The following is a 16,834-nucleotide window of genomic DNA, read 5'->3' on the forward strand; positions in this document are numbered from 1 at the left end:
TCTTTAAACCTTTTTAAAAATCACCACCCCATTAACGTCTCCAAATCCAAAACTGGCTTTGGCGAGAATGTTTATTTCTTTATTAAGAGTTTCCCGTGGAATTCTTTCTTCGGAAACCAAAGCGGTTATTTCAGGATGGAGATCTTCGCAGTTTACATTTCCGAAGAGAAAATTATCTTTAAGCTGAAGTACACTGGCAACACATTCTATACTTCCCGATGCGCTCAGGCTATGGCCGATCATTCCTTTTAGGGAATTGATATATGGAAAATCTGCTTCTTTTCTTTTAAGGGCTGCAGCCCAATTTTCAATTTCCACAGAATCGCGTGTAGTTGCTGTGAGATGACCATTTATAGCATCAATATCATCAGCTACTATTCCTGCATTTTTTATTGCAGCTGTTATACATCTCTGCACCGCCTCATTATTGGCTGCGGTCATGCTGCCTCCTCCCCGTTGGCCGCCACTATTTACATCCCCACCCAAAATTTCAGCATATATTGTAGCGCCGCGGGAAATTGCAGATTCATACTCTTCCAGTAATAATGCTCCCGCACCGCTACCAGGTACAAAGCCGGAGGCACTGGCGCTCATTGGTCGGGAGGCGGCTTCAGGACGGTCATTATAACTGCCGGGAAGAATTCTCATGGCATCAAATCCGCCCCAAATGTAAGGTCCGTGATCACCACAGCTGCCCACAAGCATTCTTTTAGCTTTACCTGATTTTATTCTTTCAAGGCCCATAATTACAGCTTCAGTACCCGTCGTACAGGCAGATGAGTTGGTAGTTACAAGGTTTCCACAACCCAAAATTCCTCCAAGATAGGCGCTTATTCCACTGGCCATGGTTTGTATCACACTGGTACTGCCAAGCCTTCTCGTATTATAGCATCAATGAGATGAATAGCTTCTCTAAACTTGTCAACACCTAAAATACCTGTACCGAAAATAATACCTGTGTCCCAATCTGGTGTTTCATCAGTAGCTTTTTCAAGACCTAAGCATCATTCCAGGCATCAGTTCCCGCAATCACTCCGTAAACTATCCCGCTACTATTTAGTCCCCGAAGTTGAAGCGGAGTAAAATATTCGGCTAATTTTTTTTCTGAAATTTCGGGCTTTCCTCCTATCCTGCAACTGAATTTAAGATCTTCCAGCTCCTGGTGAAATTTGATCCCGCTCTTTCCCTCCCGTATGGCATGTTCAAAGTTTTTTAGACCTACTGCATTTGGAGCGGCTACGCCCATTCCTGTTATTACTACCCGGTTCATTTTAGGTTCAAGGTTTTAAGGTTCAAGGGTCAAGGTTCAAGGTTCAAGGTTCGAAGTTTGAGCTTTGGGCTTGCCTGAAATAGGTTGCTTCTTTAATATACATTGTACAATACACATTCTACACTAAAATAGCTAGCCCACCATTCCTGCAATTGTTCCGCGACAAACAAGTTTTTCTTCAGCATTGTACATTTCTACATTACATTTTAGCTTATTGAACCTGAAGTATTCTTTTTAGAAATTACCTTCACTTCTTCTCCAGGTAGAACTAAGCAGGAAAAAATCAATTTGTGTGGAACTAAGTGCAATTTTAGTCTCTTTACTTTTTTGAAATGAGGGCTCGTTGTCAAGCAAATAAATTCCCAGGCTTACTACTCCTATTTGTGCCATACATTCAGTTAAAATAACTCCGGGAGTAATGGGTTTATTTTTAAAATGCCCTTTGTAAAAAAATGAATCCTGCTTAAATCTATAAACTCCTGTGACTTCGTTTTCGTCCACATAAGTAATATCATCAACAAACAGGAAGGGTTGGGAATATGGGAGGCGGGAAAGAATGTTTTTGTAAGGCAAAAAAGTTCCTATTTAATTAAACGATTTTATTAAGCAAAAGCTAAAGTCAAGACAATAGCCGAAAATGTATAAATAAATTTTCTGCTTTTCTACTTTAAGTGTTCACCACCGTTAACGGGAATAATGGCTCCTGTTATCCAGCAGGCTTCGTCTTTTGAAAGCAGGTAAACCACATTAGCTACATCATTAGGTATTGTAAGCCTTTTGAAGGGATTCCTCTTTAAAGCGTGCTCTCTTAGGGTGTCACTGCCGGGAATTAGCTGAAAGGATCTGGTGACAGTTACTCCGGCCTGAATACAATTTGCCCTGATCCCATGTGGAGCAAACTCAAGAGCCATGCTGCGCGTTATTGATTCTAAAGCAACTTTTGCGACAGACACTGCAGCATAATTAGCCCAGGCTTTTTGATTTCCTTCACTCGTAAAAGAAATTACCCTTGCATCTTTGGCAAATAAATTAGCGTGGAAAATTTCCTGGGTCCAATCGTATAGACTTAAAGCCATAGCATCGAGGGTTAACTGAAAATCGGTATTTTCTAAGATTGGCCCCTCTCCTGTCATAGGCTTTAGATTTCCTTTTGCTATACTATGGACCATCGTCCTGATTTTTCCTTTTTCGTTTAAAATCTTTTTAATTTCGGAAATAAGACCATTGCGTTTTTCCTTTTGAATAGCGTCAACATTAAAGCTTTCAAGGCGTACATCTGCGTTTCTTATTTCTTCAAAGGCTTCTTCAATATCGGGAAGTTCAGCTTTTCTGTCCCGGTGGATAATGATGACATTCATTCCGTGCCTGGCCAGTTTTCGAGCAGTGGCAAGGCCCAGCCCACTACTTCCTCCCAGAATAAGTGCCCAGTAATTTTTGTCTCTAAATTCTGTTACCATTTTAATAAAATTCTCTGTGCCGAAAAGCCGGGTCCAAAGCTCAGCATTAATCCCTGCTCGCCTTCCGGAATTGGTTGTTTTAAAAACCTCTCCAGGACATAGAGCACGGTTACACTGCTCATATTGCCATAAAGGCGTAGAACTTCCCTAGTATCGTCAATATTCTTTCCTAAGGTACCAAAAAGATCAGAAACAGTTTGAACAATTTTTTTTCCACCCGGATGAAATATCAAATGGTCCACTTCCTCGATCCTGGTATTGTTTTTCTCCAGGAATGGATGAATGATGGCAGGAAAATGTTCTGATATCTTTGCAGGAACCGTTTCGTCAAGGATCATTTGAAGACCAGAGTTGGTCAGGTTAAAACCCATCATATGAGTGGCTTCCAAAAAAGTGATACATTTCTTCAGCAACAATAGAGGGGCCCCTGTCATTTTCTTCTGAAGAAAGTAAAACACAGGCTGCACCGTCCCCAAAGATGGCGGCACTCACCATATTAGCCATACTAAAATCCTCCAGCTGAAAAGTAGCAGTAGGACTTTCTACTGCTATAACAGCAGCTCTTTTCCCGGGATTAGCCTTTAAAAAATTATTCGCATAGATCATCCCCGATATTCCCGCAGCACAACCCATTTCGGTTACAGGGAGCCGGGTTATATTTTGATTAAGAGGTAATTCGTTTATAAGGTAAGCATCCAGAGATGGGATCATGATCCCGGTACAACTCACGGTAATTATAAAATCCAGAGATGAGTTCTCCCATCCTGAATTTTTCAGGGCATTTTGAAGAACATTTTTTCCCAGCTTCTTAACTTCCCTTACGTATATATTGTTTTTATCTTCAAAAGATGTTGAAGTAAATACTTCTTCCGGCGACATAATAGAATAACGTTTATCTACCCCTGCACCTTTGAATATCTTAAGTATTTTCCTGCGAAACCTCTCATCCTGCCCTTCCAGCCATTGTTCTACGAGAGGAAGAACATCTACTGTTTCACGATAGTATTCAGGTAATTCTTTTTCAACATGTATAACTTTTACATTCATATATTTATTTTTCAATGATCCATTGATAACGGTAAGCCCATTTCCAACGGATCTCCTGTTTTTTCGCCTGTATTCCTGCGGCAAATTTTTTTAAATCTTTCTTTTTAAAACCTCTGAGGATTGAGGTCAATCCATCGTCCCGCGCAATTTTATTATCTATAAATACTTTACAAAAAGCCCTAAATAGATGATAGGCCTGCCTGCTTCTATGAAGATCATTTATAACAACCCCTATTTTTGATTTTTGATAAAAATCCTGAAGAATTTCTTCAATTTGATCATTTTTAAAATGGTGAAGCGTTAGGGTGCAGGTAACAATATCAAAAGTTTCCTGCTTAAAGTTATCGCTAAAAATATTAATCGTCTTATACTTAATTTCAGGATAATATTCTGATGTTCTTTCGGCTATTGCAATTGCGTGAGGATTGGCATCAATGCCGGTGAGTCTCATCTCATAACTAAGCAGATCTTCCCCAATTGGCGATCTCTTTAAGCATAGTACCGTTACCGCAGCCAACATCAGCAATATGAACAGGTTTATCTTTAGGATAAGATTTCAACAGTTTTCTTACTCCTTGTACAGTTACTTTGTTGCCTCCCAGCCACCTGTTTATCTTATCAAGATCCTCAAGCGTATTCTCAAGTTCATCTCCCTGCAGGTCAAAATCATCCATGATTTCAGCTCTGTTTGTTCTGGAGGAAATGTTCAGTTTGTTCATATTACTGTAGTTCCGTGTGTTCTTTTGATTATTTGTGGTAGTACTCCCGGGAACAATTTAATTGCAGTTTGAGAAGCTTCTGCCAATCCTGAATTTAAAAGAATTTTCTGTAAAACTCTTCCCGTTCTAATCCGGCCTGAAAAAATCTTCTTCCATTCGCGTAAATAGATCTTTTCAAGTTTTAACCGATTATATTGCTCTTTTTTAAGATGTTCCACAATTAATTCCGCAGCAAGTTTTCCACTGTGAATTGCCATTGCCATGCCATTACCGCAAAGTGGATGTATAAGAGCCGCGGCATCTCCTAACATTAAAATATGATCTTCAATATGAGACTTATTATCAAAGGAGATCTGTGCAATAGTAATATCTTTTTCAAATAAAGGTTTGGCCTGGCTAAAAAAACTTTTAAGATGAATGTTTTTTCTTAAAACTTCTTCCTGATATACCTGTGGATTTTTATAATTTTTAAAGCTCTTATACGTGGCAAGATAGCATACGTTTATAGCTCCGGTCTCTGTTTTGGATAACCCACAGTAACCTCCTTTGAAATTATGAAGTGAAACAACTTCCTCAGGATAGTCTACCAGTTCATAATGTGCTTTCACTGCCAGCCAGTCAGTCTTTTTTTCTATAAATTTTCGGTTAAGCTTTTTGTCTATCAATGAACGTTTTCCGTAAGCACCCAGGACGATATCTGCAGCGAACCTATCACTTTCTGTAGTTATAATATGTTCATTGCTTTCAAATGAAATATCGGTCACTGTTTCGTGAATAATAGACACTCCACGTTCTTTTGCCATTATAGAGAAAAATTGATCCAAAGCATAACGACTCAATCCCACGCCGCCCAGCGGTAGTGCTGTTTTAATTAATTTTCCTGACGGGGTGCTGTAATTCAATGTATCAATTAAAACCGGATTTAAGGAATTGAGATCAATCTCCAGCGAGTTTAAATATGGGAAAATCTCGAGGGATAAATATTCCCCACAAACCTTGTGATGAGGAAAAGTATTCTTTTCAAAAACCACAGGTAGATATCCTGCAGATGCCAGATGAATTGCAGCAGTCAACCCTGCTAATCCTCCACCTACTATGGCAATTCTGGGCTTTTTCACTTCTTTAAATTAAAAAAAAATCCCGGGGAGTATAACCCGGGATTTCAATATGCCAATTTCTAATATTTATGTCTATTAGATTAATTTTGCTTAGCAGCTTGCTCTTCAGCCTCTTTTTGCAATTGTTCATTTGCAACAATTGCCAACTCTACTCTACGGTTTTTAGCTCTTCCTTCGGCAGTGGTGTTATCGTGCTTAGGTTGTGCCTCACCATACCAGTTAGTAGTAAGACGTCCTTTTGAGATCCCATTTGTAACCAAATAATTTGTAACAGCCTGGGCACGGTTCTTAGATAAAGTAAGGTTATAACTTTCACTTCCTACATCATCGGTATGCCCTTCTATTAGAATATTAGTGTCTGGATACTCTTTGAAGATTCCTACAAGTTTATTTAATGCGTCCTGTGACTTTGGATTTATATTGAACTTATCGGTCTCAAAATAGACACCACTGGTTTCATCAAAGGTTACGTTAATACCTTCACCTACTCTTTCAACTTCAGCTCCGGGAATTTCCTGCTCGATTTCCTTAGCCTGCTCATCCATCCTGTTACCAATATAAGCACTAAGCAGCACCACCTACAACTCCACCTATAATAGCTCCAAGGGCGGTATTACCATCTCCGGTATTATTTCCAATAACCCCGCCAATGACAGCACCACCAGTACTTCCTATTACAGCACCTTTTTGTTTATTATTAGCATTACGTGTTGCGTCACAGCTATATAGTAATGTAGAGGCTACAAATACTATTGCCATAATCTTGTTTATTCCTAATTTCATAGTTCTTCGTTTTAAAGTTTAGTAAAATTCATACGGATAACAAATGGTGATCCTTCCAGAGTCACTGTTTGTTCCCAGGTCATTGAGGTTTCGTTTAATTCTACAAGGTTTATTCTAAAACCTTGATTACCTGTTGTTGAACGATTATTTTCATCTGTAGGTTTTAATAAAAAATCATAACCGCCTTCTCTTGCAGTGTTTTCTTCATCTATAGACCAATTGAAATATTTCTCCCCGGCTGAGGTACAATTTGGTCCCTGTAAAGTATAGGTTCCTGTATTGTTGTTTGATACAAAGCTCCACATGCTGCCCTGGAAGCACTTTGCAGATGCTTCGTTAAATAAAGTTACATTAAAATCACCTGTATTATTTGGGTAGGTAATATTATTTAAAACCCAGTCTCCTTTAAAAGTTTTTCTGGCTTCTATTGCCGTTTTACTTGGCCCACAGGAAACTACCAGAAGTGTGGCCATTAGTATAAATAAACATTTTTTCATAATTCCTTATTTTGCAATTAAATTAAAAGATCCAATTAGGTGCATGTCTCTCCCAATTGGATCCCTGATTCTAAACTTATCGTCTAAATAACCTGCTTATCAAAGAGATTACCAGCAATACCACAAAAATGTAAAAAATAATTTTAGCAATATCTGCTGCTCCCTCAGCTATACCACCAAACCCAAAAATGGCGGCAATAATAGCAATGATTAAGAAAATAACAATTAGTCGTACCATAATATTAGTTTTTGATTAGCGCAAACTAAATTACTCTACGGCTATGCGTCCCCCAAAACATTATTAATTATTTAACAACGAATTTGTTAAGGATTCCTAAATAATGCATAAAACTCCCAAATTAATATTAATATTCTAAAAGTTGCTGTATTTTTTCTCTAAGGCGTTCTTTTGGAAGGTACATTTTTTCCAGCTCTGCAGCAAAAGGAATTGGCGTTTCCAAACTCCCCGTTCTCATAACAGGAGCATCAAGATATTCAAAGCAATCTTCCGAGATCATTGCGGCAATATCTGATATAATACTTCCAAAAACTGAATCCTCTGCAAGCAGCAGGACTTTGCCTGTCTTCTTAACCGACTCATATATAGCTTCCTTATCAAGAGGTTGTAAAGTTCTTAAATCTAACAGATCTATAGAAATATTTTCAAATTCATTTAATGCTTCCAGTGCCCAGTGAACAGCAGCACCATAAGTTATAATACTTATCTCTGTTCCTTCCTTGATCTTAGCGGCCTTTCCAAAAGGAATGGTATAATAATTTGTGGGAATTTCCTGCCTTACACTTCTATATAGGGCTTTGTGCTCAAAGAACAGGACAGGATTTGGATCATTAAATGCGGTATTAAGTAAACCTTTAGCATCAAAAGGAAAAGCAGGATAGACAACTTTTAAACCTGGAGTTTTGGTAAACCAGGCTTCATTGGTCTGGCTGTGAAAAGGACCGCTCCTACCCCCGCTCCACAAGGCATTCTTATTACAACATTAGCATTTTGATTCCAGCGGTAATTTACTTTTGCTAAATAATTGACGATGGGATTAAAGCCTGAGCTCACAAAATCGGCGAATTGCATTTCTACCATTGCTTTCATGCCATTGATGGAAAGGCCCATTGCGGTTCCTACTACTCCCGATTCACAAATTGGAGTATTCCTCACCCTGTTTTTCCCAAATTCGTCCAGGAAGCCTTCGGTAATTTTAAATACTCCGCCATAGTCTGCTATATCCTGTCCCATCAAAATAAGGTCCGGGTGGCGCCGCATGGACTGCTTCAAGCCCTCAGAAATAGCGTCTATAAATCTAACCTCCTTTGTTTCTGTATTTTCTTCAAAGTGTTGATAATCATAATATTTATAAACATCATTTAATTCATCAGTTTCACTAGAAGTTACTGATTCTTCCGCGAAAGCAATATCAAGATTTTCATCAATTTCAGATTTTATTTCTCTTTGAAATTCGTTGTCTGTTTCTTCAGAAAGCAAATTTGCCTCCATGAGATAATTTCTGAAATTACTTATAGGATCTTTTGCTGCCCAATCATCCATCAGGTCCTGGGGAACATATTTTGTACCGCTGGCTTCTTCGTGCCCCCGCATCCTGAAGGTAATAAACTCTAAGAGTACTTAGCCGCGGATTCTCCCTTACGCTTGCGGCAATTTGGGATACGTTGTTATAAACCTCAAGAATGTTGTTTCCTTCAATTTTGTGAGCTTCCATTCCATATCCCAGCCCCCTATCTATTAAATCCTTACACCTGTATTGTTCATGGGTGGGAGTTGAAAGTCCGTAGCCATTATTTTCAATACAAAAAAGCACTGGAAGATCCCAAACAGAAGCTATGTTGAGTGCCTCGTGAAAATCTCCCTCACTGGTACCACCTTCCCCGCTAAATACTGCAGTTAATTTTTTTTCGTTCTTCAATTTATGAGCAAGAGCTATCCCATTTGCAACTCCCAGCTGTGGTCCCAGGTGAGAGATCATACCCACTATATTGTATTCCTGTGTCCCAAAGTGAAAACTGCGGTCACGGCCTTTAGTAAAGCCATTTTTCTTCCCCTGCCACTGCGAAAATAAGCGGTACAAAGGAATTTCTCTTGCGGTAAAAACCCCCAGATTCCTGTGCATGGGCATGATATATTCGTCCTTTTCAAGAGCAAGGGTAACTCCTATAGCTATAGCTTCCTGGCCCATACCGCTAAACCACTTAGAAATTCTCCCCTGGCGCAACAAGATGAGCATCTTTTCTTCAATAAGTCTTGATTTCAACATTTCCCTGTAAAGACGAATTAATTGTTCGTTGGGTAATTCCTGTCTATCGTATACTATAGGAGCAGATGCCCCGGCAGAGGTTTCCATAAATAAAGGATTTATGTCCAAATTTAATTAAAGTGCAGCCATGTCTTATAATTAAAGATTAAAATAATCTAAGCTTATTTTCTTTAACTTTGTGTGTTAACTTAGAATATTCCCAACATGGCAATGAATAATATACCAAGTGTAGATTTGGCAGATTTCCTGTCTAATGACCCGAAGAGAAAGCAAAAATTTGTAGACGAAATAGGAAAAGCTTATGAAGAAATAGGATTTGTTTCCCTAAAAAATCACTTTTTAAGCGATGAACTGGTAGATGAATTATATAAAGAAGTTAAAGCATTTTTTGACCTTCCTGTTGAAGTAAAGAAGAAATATGAAATAGAAGGTTTAGGTGGGCAGAGGGGTTATATTTCCTTCGGAAAAGAACATGCGAAAGGAAAAAAGAAGGAGATCTAAAAGAATTCTGGCATTTTGGACAGGAACCATCTGAAGATGCACAGTTAATTGAGGATTATCCCAAGAACGTGCAGGTGGAGGAATTAAAAGATTTTAACCACACTGGTATGGAAGCATACAGAATGCTGGAGAAAACAGGAATTTACGTTTTACGCGCACTGGCAATCTATATTGGATTAGATGAACATTACTTTGACCACTGGGCCAGTAACGGAAACAGTATCCTTAGGCCAATCCATTATCCCCCAATAACTGAGGAACCAAAAGGAGCAGAACGCGCCGGAGCACATGGTGATATTAATCTTATTACTTTATTGATGGGCGCCTCTACCGGAGGGCTTCAGGTCTTACGAAAAGACGGTGAGTGGATAGATGCTATACCAAAGGAAGATGAGCTGGTCATTAATGTGGGTGACATGTTAGAAAGACATACCAATAATAAATTAAGGTCAACAATTCACAAAGTAATTAATCCTCCCAGGGATCAATGGGACAAGCCAAGATATTCCATTCCGTTTTTTATGCACCCAAGGAGCGAGATGCCCTTAAACTGTCTGGAAGAATGTATTGATGAGAATCACCCAAAACAGTATGAAGATATTACTGCAGGAGAATTTTTGCATCAACGTCTTGTAGAAATTGGGTTGATTAAAAAATAAAAAATGGCAAAAAAGAAAATGGGACTGGAAGATTTGGGAGGAATGGTCTTCTCAACTAATAGTGATTTTGTTCCGGACGGTGAGCAGGAGCAGGAGCAGGAAACTCCCTCTCCCCATGCTCAAAACCTTGAAGCTCATTTTAGTTCTAAGGGAAGAGGAGGAAAAACTGTTACTGTAATAAAAGGTTTTGAAGGCAGGGAAGAAGATCTTATTAGCCTGGGGAAAGATCTCAAGAAGAAATGTGGAGTTGGAGGTTCAGTTAAAGATGGAGAGATCATTATCCAGGGGGATGTAAGAGAAAAGGTAATGCAGTTACTAAAAGAGCAGGGTTACAGAGTAAAAAGGGTTGGAGGATAGTGCTACAAATTTAATTAAAAATTTATGTCACAGCTGTTGCATATTACGAATGGAGATGATATTACTACTAATCTTCAGGAAGTGGGAATTACCGGAGATGTGGTGGTTTGGCGGGAAATGCTTTGTGAAGGACCAACAGTGCTTGAACTGGAAAGCGACTAGTTCCTACAATTAAGATCAAAATTTCTTTTCGATACTTATAATATTTCTCCGGAAGATTATCAAAAGCAATTTATTGAAGAGCTGCACAAACTTACGGTTTGTAACTCCTACGATGAGATCGTACTGTGGTTTGAATTTGATCTTTTTTCCCACATAAATATGCTGGCAGTAATAAGCCATCTTCTGGAAAATAAAAAAGATATTCCTGTTTCCCTGGTTTGCAGCAAAAGATTAGAGGGTGAAAAAGAAATTTTACCCCTTTCCCAGTTGTCATTAAAACATCTTCAAAATCACTATGACCACAGGATAAATCTAAACCTGGATGATCTTGAAATGGCAGCACTTATTTGGCAATTATACAATGGTGATAATCCTCAAAAATTAAAGGCTTTAATAAAAACAAAGACGAATTTTGAATATTTATCGAGTTGCGTGAGGGCCCACCTGGAGAGATTTCCTAATTCAATAACCGGATTAAATGCTTTAGAGCGTAATATTCTCAAATTGGTTGAGAAAAATAATATTACCAGCATAGGCCATTTAGTAGGTTACACTCTGGAATATCAGGGGTATTTTGGTCTGGGTGATATGCAAATTAAAAGGATGCTCGACCATCTTCATATTTTTCTGGATGTAAAAGAAGATAAGGTCTCATTATCAAAAGAAGGAAAAGAGGCATTAAACGGTACCCGTAATTTTTACCGGGAATTAAAGAATGATGAGTGTTTGGGAGGAGTAAAGAAATATGACTTTCTATATGACTCAGATTCTCACAAAATATTAAAACTATAAATGATTTTAAAAGCTTCAGAATTTATTCAGAATGTTGACGGTAGCATCTACCATTTAAACTTATTGCCAAAACATCTTGCAAATACAGTAATTGTTGTGGGAGACCAAAACCGGGTTTCGGCTGTCACTAAGTATTTTGATGAAGTAGAGTATATAATTCAAAAAAGGGAATTCCATACCCAGACCGGATTTTTCAAAGGAAAAAGAATTTCTGTTGTTTCAACCGGAATTGGTACAGACAATATTGATATTGTGTTGAACGAGCTGGACGCTCTTGTAAACATAGATTTTGAGAAAAGAACAATTAAAGCAGAACCAACTTCCCTGGAAATTATAAGAATTGGAACTTCAGGAGCTATTCAACCCGAGATTCCGGTAAATTCATTCCTGCTCTCAGAAGCCGGAATTGGATTAGATTCTCTTCTGCATTTTTATAGAAGTGAGCATGTTCAGGATAAAGAAATGGCTGAAGCTCTCGCAGAACATCTTGGAGCTTCGTTTGAAATGGAAGCCTTACATAGTTTCCTGCGATGAAAATTTGGCTGCGAAATTTAATGAAGGATTTATTAAAGGTATGACAGTTACTAATTGCGGTTTCTATGGACCACAGGGTCGTATCCTAAGACTGCCTCTACAGGATCCGGAACTCAACAAAAAGCTGGATACCTTTACCTATAACCGAAAAAAAATTACCAATATGGAAATGGAAACTTCGGGAATTTATGGTTTGGCAAAGATGCTTGGCCACAAGACCATTTCTTTAAATGCTATAATTGCTAACAGGGCTACCGGGGAATTTAGCGTGAATCCGGGTGAAACTATAGACAGGTTAATTAAAATTGCACTGGAGAGGATCGCAGGATAAAGATTTTACTTTAACAGAATATTAAACCCCCACCCCCTTCCATCTTAGTATTTTTGAGCTAATAAATACTACTATGATATCACCTACCCAAATTCGTTTAAAACATCGTGATCTTAATTGGTTAAGTTTTAATGAAAGGGTGTTGCAGGAGGCCGAAGATAAATTAAATCCTCTCTACGAACGGATTAAATTTCTGGCTATTTTTTCTTCTAATCTCGATGAGTATTTCCGGGTACGGGTATCCCAACTTCGGCAAATTAAGAGGGTTGAAAAGAGCATCAGGAAAAAACTTGCACTTCGACCAAACAAGGTGACAAAGCAAATCCTTGAAGAAGTGAAACTTCAGCAGGAAAAATTCGGTAAAATTTATCACGACGAGATTATTCCGGAGCTTGCAGAGAATGGTATTTTTTTAAAAGATTCTGAAAATTTCAGCATAACGCAGCAGAAGTTCGTTGATGAATTTTTTCAGAAGAACATCAAAGAGAATTTAAAAGTGCGCATCCTGGATTTTGAAGAATCCAAAGATCTGTTTTTAGTGAACAACCTCCTGTATTTTGCAGTTACTTTTTCTAATGATGAAAAAATGGGATTTGTTACCATTCCGGCAGATGACTGCGGAAGGTTTATTGAAATTGACAACAGTACTATTACCTTTCTAGATGACATTGTAAGAAGTGAAATTCCTCAACTTTTTCCAAAAGAAGAAGTTACCGGGATCTATGAAATAAAACTTTCCCGGGATGCTGAATTATATATAGAAGATGAATTTAAAGGAGTGCTGGCTGAGCAAATTTATGATTCCCTGGCTCAACGTACAGATGGACAACCTACCCGGCTTTTATACGATGCAGCCATGCCCGATGAGGTTCAAAAAAAACTTAGAAAGCTGTTGAAATTGGGAAAAATAGATATGATGCCTGGCGGCAGGTACCATAACTTCAGTGATTTTTTTGGTTTTCCTGATCCTACTAATAATCCCGCTCTTCATCGCCGGGAATTACCCCCGGTTAAACATAAAGTTCTTCACGAAGCCAGTGATTATTTTGAAGTAATTGCAAAAAAAGATCAATCTGTTCATTTTCCCTATATGTCTTTTGATTATGTGGAGGAATTTCTTGACCAGGCTGCCAATGATCCGCTGGTTGAAAAAATAAATATTTCACTCTACCGTGTTGCAGATGAATCAAACCTTACCTCCAGCCTCCTTACTGCTTTAGAGAACGGTAAAAAAGTAACAGTTTTTGTAGAGGCCAAGGCCCGCTTTGATGAAGAAAATAATATTATTTGGGGTAGGAAATTTGAAGAGAAAGGCGCTCATGTAATTTATAGTTATCCAAAGATTAAGGTACACTCCAAAATTTTACTGGTCACACGAAAGGAAAAGGGCGAATCTAAAAACTACGCTTATATAGGTACAGGTAATTTTAATAGTCAAACCTCCAGGGTCTATTGTGACCACGCAATTTTCACGGCAGATAAATATGTGACGAAAGAGCTGTCAAGAATTTTTAAAGTTCTTAAAGGTGATCTAATAGTCCCTCGTGAAAAACGTCTTTTTATTTCCCCTTTTTCAACCCGAAGAAATTTTACAGCTATGATAATGCTGGAAATTGAAAATGCCTTAGCCGGAAAAAAAGCTGTAATTACCGCAAAGATGAATAGCCTGGAAGATCCCGAAATGATCGAATGGCTTTACAAAGCAAGTAACGCAGGAGTGAAAATTAGGTTACTTGTGAGGGGGTTCACCTGCCTTATTCCAGGGGTAAAAGGAATGAGTGAAAATATTTTTATAACCAGCATTGTAGATCAGTTCCTTGAACACGGAAGGATCTATGTATTCGAAAACGGCGGAGATGAAAAAGTCTTCTTTGGAAGTGCAGACTGGATGACACGAAATCTTGACCGAAGAATTGAAGTAATAGCACCTATTTTTGATGAGGAAATTGCACAGGAATTTAAAGATATTCTAAACATTCAGCTTAATGACAACGTCAAAGCAAGGATACAGGATGAAGCTGAAACAAATGAATATGTTCAAAGGCCAAAAGGTGAGAAAGCAATTAGGTCCCAGGTGGAAATTTATAATTACCTGACAGAAAAACACAGTAATGAAAACAATTAGAGTTGGTGGAGTTCCGGAACATTTTAACCTCCCCTGGCACCTTTGCAGGGAAGAAGGAGATTTTGAATACGAGAAACTGAATGTAGAGTGGCGTGATTTTCCCGACGGTACAGGGGCAATGAATAAAGCCCTGAGAAACGGAGAAATTGATGTGGCGGTAATACTTACTGAAGGGATCATAAAAGATATTTCTGCAGGAAATCCTTCCCGTATAATCCAGGAATACATAGCTTCTCCCCTGATTTGGGGAATACACGTTGCTGCGGATTCTCGTTATCAGGATATTTCTCAACTTCAGGGAACTAAAGCGGCAATCAGTCGAAACGGTTCAGGATCACAGCTAATGGCTTATGTTAATGCTGAAAATGAGTCTTGGGACATAGATGAGCTCCAATTTGAAATTGTTGGAGACATAAAAGGTGCTGTCGCTGCACTACAGGAGGACAGGGCTCAGTATTTTATGTGGGAACGATTTACAACAAAACCTTTAGTGGATAATGGTACTTTTAGAAGGGTGGCGCACTGCCCCACTCCCTGGTCTTGTTTTGTGGTTGCGGCAACAGAGAATTTTATAAAGAATAATGAGCTGGAGCTGGAGAAAATGCTGGGCGTTCTAAATGCTAAATCTGTTAGTCTAAAGGAGACAGAGAACATTGAAAACATCTTTGCAGCAAGATATGACCAGAAGCTCGAGGATATTAGGGAATGGCTTAATCTCACTACCTGGAGTCAACAGCAAATAAGCGAAGAAGAAGTTCAAAAAGTTCAGGATACGCTTTATGGGTTGAAATTAATTGACGAAAAACTGCTTAACTTTAAATATTATTTCTAATTTGGCCGCAGATTCGAATTAATTTTAACTTACTCTAAAATTCATGAAAAAACTTATTACTGCAGTTTTTGTATTTTTCTCCTTTGCTTGAGGTTTTTCGCAGGAAGATTCCACACAGGTGTTTCGTACCCAGGAAGTACAGGTTCAGGAAGAGACTTTTGCAAGGGATATTCTTAAAAATGAATTAAGTGTTGGTGCTTTTAACCTTGTTGTTTTTGGAGCTCTTGATGTTGCATATGAAAGAATACTCAACCCTCATAGCAGTTGGGCTATAGAAGCTTTTATACTGGCGCTCAACAGGGATTCTGAAGACATAGATGAAGCCTACACCCGCCAGGCTTCCCTCACAGGAAAATATAAATATTTCTTTGGAGACCGCACCGCCTGGGGTTTCTACGTAAATGGTTTGGCCATGATATCTTCCGGTGAATATGAAACCGGAACTACTTTTGGCCCCGCAGATGAAGTAAGGGTGCAAACAGATAACTATACAGACCTTGCACTTGGATTTGGTCTTGGAGGTAAATTTGTATCCAGGCAGGGATTTTTTCTGGACCTTGGTACAGGAATTGGTAGAAACCTTTTGAGCAACAATTCCCCAACTATTGTGGGTCAATTCAATGTAAATCTTGGTTTTAGATTTTAATTCGATTTACCATTCAATAGGTCTTTTCCCATGTTGAATGAGATAATCATTCGTTTTACTAAAATGTTTATTTCCAAACCAGTGACCACGAATGGCACTAAGTGGAGAAGGATGTCCACTTTCCAAAATAAAATGTTTAGAGGAGTCAATTTTGGCTCCTTTCTTCTTTGCAGGGCCTCCCCAGAGTAAGAAAACCACATTTTCTTTTTCAGCAGAAATTATTTCTATAACCCTGTCGGTAAATTTTTCCCATCCCTTTTTTTTATGAGAACCTGCTTCATGAGCCCTCACCGTTAGAACGGCATTTAACATTAGTACCCCTTGATTTGCCCAATGTTCTAAATTTCCTGTTTGAGGAGCAGGCTTTCCAAGATCATCTTCAATTTCCTTGTAAATGTTTCGAAGGGAAGGTGGGATTTTTGCATCTTCATAAACCGAAAAACAAAGACCATGGGCCTGGTGCGGTCCGTGATAAGGATCCTGCCCTAATATTACCACCTTTACATTATCAAATGTAGCTCTATTAAAAGCTTCAAATATGTGTCTGCCTTTAGGATAACAGGTATTTTGATCGTATTCCTGTTTTACAAATGATATGAGTTCCTTAAAATATGGCTTTTCAAATTCATCCTTTAACTCGTTCTTCCAACCGGGATGTATTTCTACGTTCATTATTAATTGAGTAAATTTGCAGCACCTAAAATTAGGGGAAAAAATAC

The 16,834-nt window shown here is 38.5% G+C and carries 14 protein-coding genes and 6 pseudogenes; 8 read left to right on the plus strand and 12 right to left on the minus strand.

What is annotated here, in order from left to right; genetic code table 11:
• Positions 1 to 3: 3 nt before the first annotated feature.
• The 11 genes and pseudogenes from LZ575_RS02545 to LZ575_RS02595 all read right to left on the minus strand — a co-directional run bounded on the left by LZ575_RS02545 (position 4) and on the right by LZ575_RS02595 (position 9,263).
• Positions 4 to 1,270, minus strand: a pseudogene (locus LZ575_RS02545) (beta-ketoacyl-[acyl-carrier-protein] synthase family protein).
• A gap of 234 nt (positions 1,271 to 1,504) precedes the next feature.
• A complete protein-coding gene (locus tag LZ575_RS02550; RefSeq protein ID WP_311195939.1) occupies positions 1,505 to 1,843 on the minus strand; it encodes a hypothetical protein in 339 nt (112 codons plus the stop codon).
• 89 nt (positions 1,844 to 1,932) lie between these two features.
• Entirely contained in the window at positions 1,933 to 2,727 is a 795-nt protein-coding gene (locus LZ575_RS02555; protein ID WP_235328178.1) for an enoyl-ACP reductase, read from the minus strand.
• A pseudogene (locus LZ575_RS02560) lies at positions 2,721 to 3,774 on the minus strand (type III polyketide synthase). Before LZ575_RS02560 ends, LZ575_RS02555 begins: the two are co-directional and overlap by 7 nt.
• 4 nt (positions 3,775 to 3,778) lie before the next feature.
• Complete coding sequence (locus tag LZ575_RS02565) at positions 3,779 to 4,225, minus strand: methyltransferase domain-containing protein (protein ID WP_235328181.1); 447 nt, start codon at positions 4,223 to 4,225, stop codon at positions 3,779 to 3,781.
• Positions 4,226 to 4,232: 7 nt separating this feature from the next.
• Positions 4,233 to 4,493, minus strand: a complete 261-nt coding sequence (locus LZ575_RS02570; protein ID WP_235328183.1) for a hypothetical protein — start codon at positions 4,491 to 4,493, stop codon at positions 4,233 to 4,235.
• Positions 4,490 to 5,611: an NAD(P)/FAD-dependent oxidoreductase gene (locus LZ575_RS02575; protein WP_235328186.1), complete on the minus strand. Its 1,122-nt coding sequence runs from the start codon at positions 5,609 to 5,611 to the stop codon at positions 4,490 to 4,492. Before LZ575_RS02575 ends, LZ575_RS02570 begins: the two co-directional genes overlap by 4 nt.
• Positions 5,612 to 5,691: 80 nt before the next feature.
• Positions 5,692 to 6,394, minus strand: a pseudogene (locus tag LZ575_RS02580) (OmpA family protein).
• An 11-nt stretch (positions 6,395 to 6,405) separates the two neighbouring features.
• Entirely contained in the window at positions 6,406 to 6,891 is a 486-nt protein-coding gene (locus tag LZ575_RS02585) for a lipocalin family protein (RefSeq protein WP_235328188.1), read from the minus strand.
• A gap of 76 nt (positions 6,892 to 6,967) precedes the next feature.
• Positions 6,968 to 7,129, minus strand: coding sequence for a DUF1328 family protein (locus LZ575_RS02590; protein WP_139064701.1), 162 nt, complete (start codon positions 7,127 to 7,129; stop codon positions 6,968 to 6,970).
• Positions 7,130 to 7,256: 127 nt separating this feature from the next.
• Positions 7,257 to 9,263 (minus strand): annotated as a pseudogene (locus tag LZ575_RS02595) (thiamine pyrophosphate-dependent enzyme).
• A 123-nt stretch (positions 9,264 to 9,386) separates the two neighbouring features.
• On the opposite strand from LZ575_RS02595, the pseudogene LZ575_RS02600 reads away from it, so the two are divergent.
• From LZ575_RS02600 to LZ575_RS02635, 8 genes and pseudogenes are all read left to right on the plus strand, one after another.
• A pseudogene (locus LZ575_RS02600) lies at positions 9,387 to 10,336 on the plus strand (isopenicillin N synthase family dioxygenase).
• A gap of 3 nt (positions 10,337 to 10,339) precedes the next feature.
• Complete coding sequence (locus tag LZ575_RS02605; protein WP_235328190.1) at positions 10,340 to 10,693, plus strand: translation initiation factor; 354 nt, start codon at positions 10,340 to 10,342, stop codon at positions 10,691 to 10,693.
• A gap of 24 nt (positions 10,694 to 10,717) precedes the next feature.
• A complete protein-coding gene (locus LZ575_RS02610; RefSeq protein WP_235328192.1) occupies positions 10,718 to 10,855 on the plus strand; it encodes a hypothetical protein in 138 nt (45 codons plus the stop codon).
• Positions 10,856 to 11,014: 159 nt separating this feature from the next.
• Positions 11,015 to 11,647: a hypothetical protein gene (locus tag LZ575_RS02615; protein ID WP_235328194.1), complete on the plus strand. Its 633-nt coding sequence runs from the start codon at positions 11,015 to 11,017 to the stop codon at positions 11,645 to 11,647.
• Positions 11,648 to 12,512 (plus strand): annotated as a pseudogene (locus tag LZ575_RS02620) (nucleoside phosphorylase).
• Between the two features lie 73 nt (positions 12,513 to 12,585).
• Positions 12,586 to 14,637 carry a polyphosphate kinase 1 gene (gene ppk1, locus LZ575_RS02625; protein ID WP_235328196.1) on the plus strand — a complete coding sequence of 684 codons (2,052 nt, stop codon included), beginning with the start codon at positions 12,586 to 12,588 and terminating at the stop codon, positions 14,635 to 14,637.
• Complete coding sequence (locus tag LZ575_RS02630) at positions 14,624 to 15,469, plus strand: substrate-binding domain-containing protein (protein ID WP_235328198.1); 846 nt, start codon at positions 14,624 to 14,626, stop codon at positions 15,467 to 15,469. Before ppk1 ends, LZ575_RS02630 begins: the two co-directional genes overlap by 14 nt.
• 118 nt (positions 15,470 to 15,587) lie before the next feature.
• Positions 15,588 to 16,115: a hypothetical protein gene (locus tag LZ575_RS02635; RefSeq protein ID WP_235328200.1), complete on the plus strand. Its 528-nt coding sequence runs from the start codon at positions 15,588 to 15,590 to the stop codon at positions 16,113 to 16,115.
• A gap of 6 nt (positions 16,116 to 16,121) precedes the next feature.
• On the opposite strand, the gene LZ575_RS02640 is transcribed toward LZ575_RS02635, so the two are convergent.
• On the minus strand, positions 16,122 to 16,787 hold the full coding sequence (locus LZ575_RS02640) for a uracil-DNA glycosylase (protein ID WP_235328202.1): 666 nt from the start codon (positions 16,785 to 16,787) through the stop codon (positions 16,122 to 16,124).
• Positions 16,788 to 16,834 lie beyond the last annotated feature (47 nt).

Origin of the sequence: Antarcticibacterium sp. 1MA-6-2 (assembly GCF_021535135.1) — a bacterium.
GTDB lineage: Bacteria > Bacteroidota > Bacteroidia > Flavobacteriales > Flavobacteriaceae > Gillisia.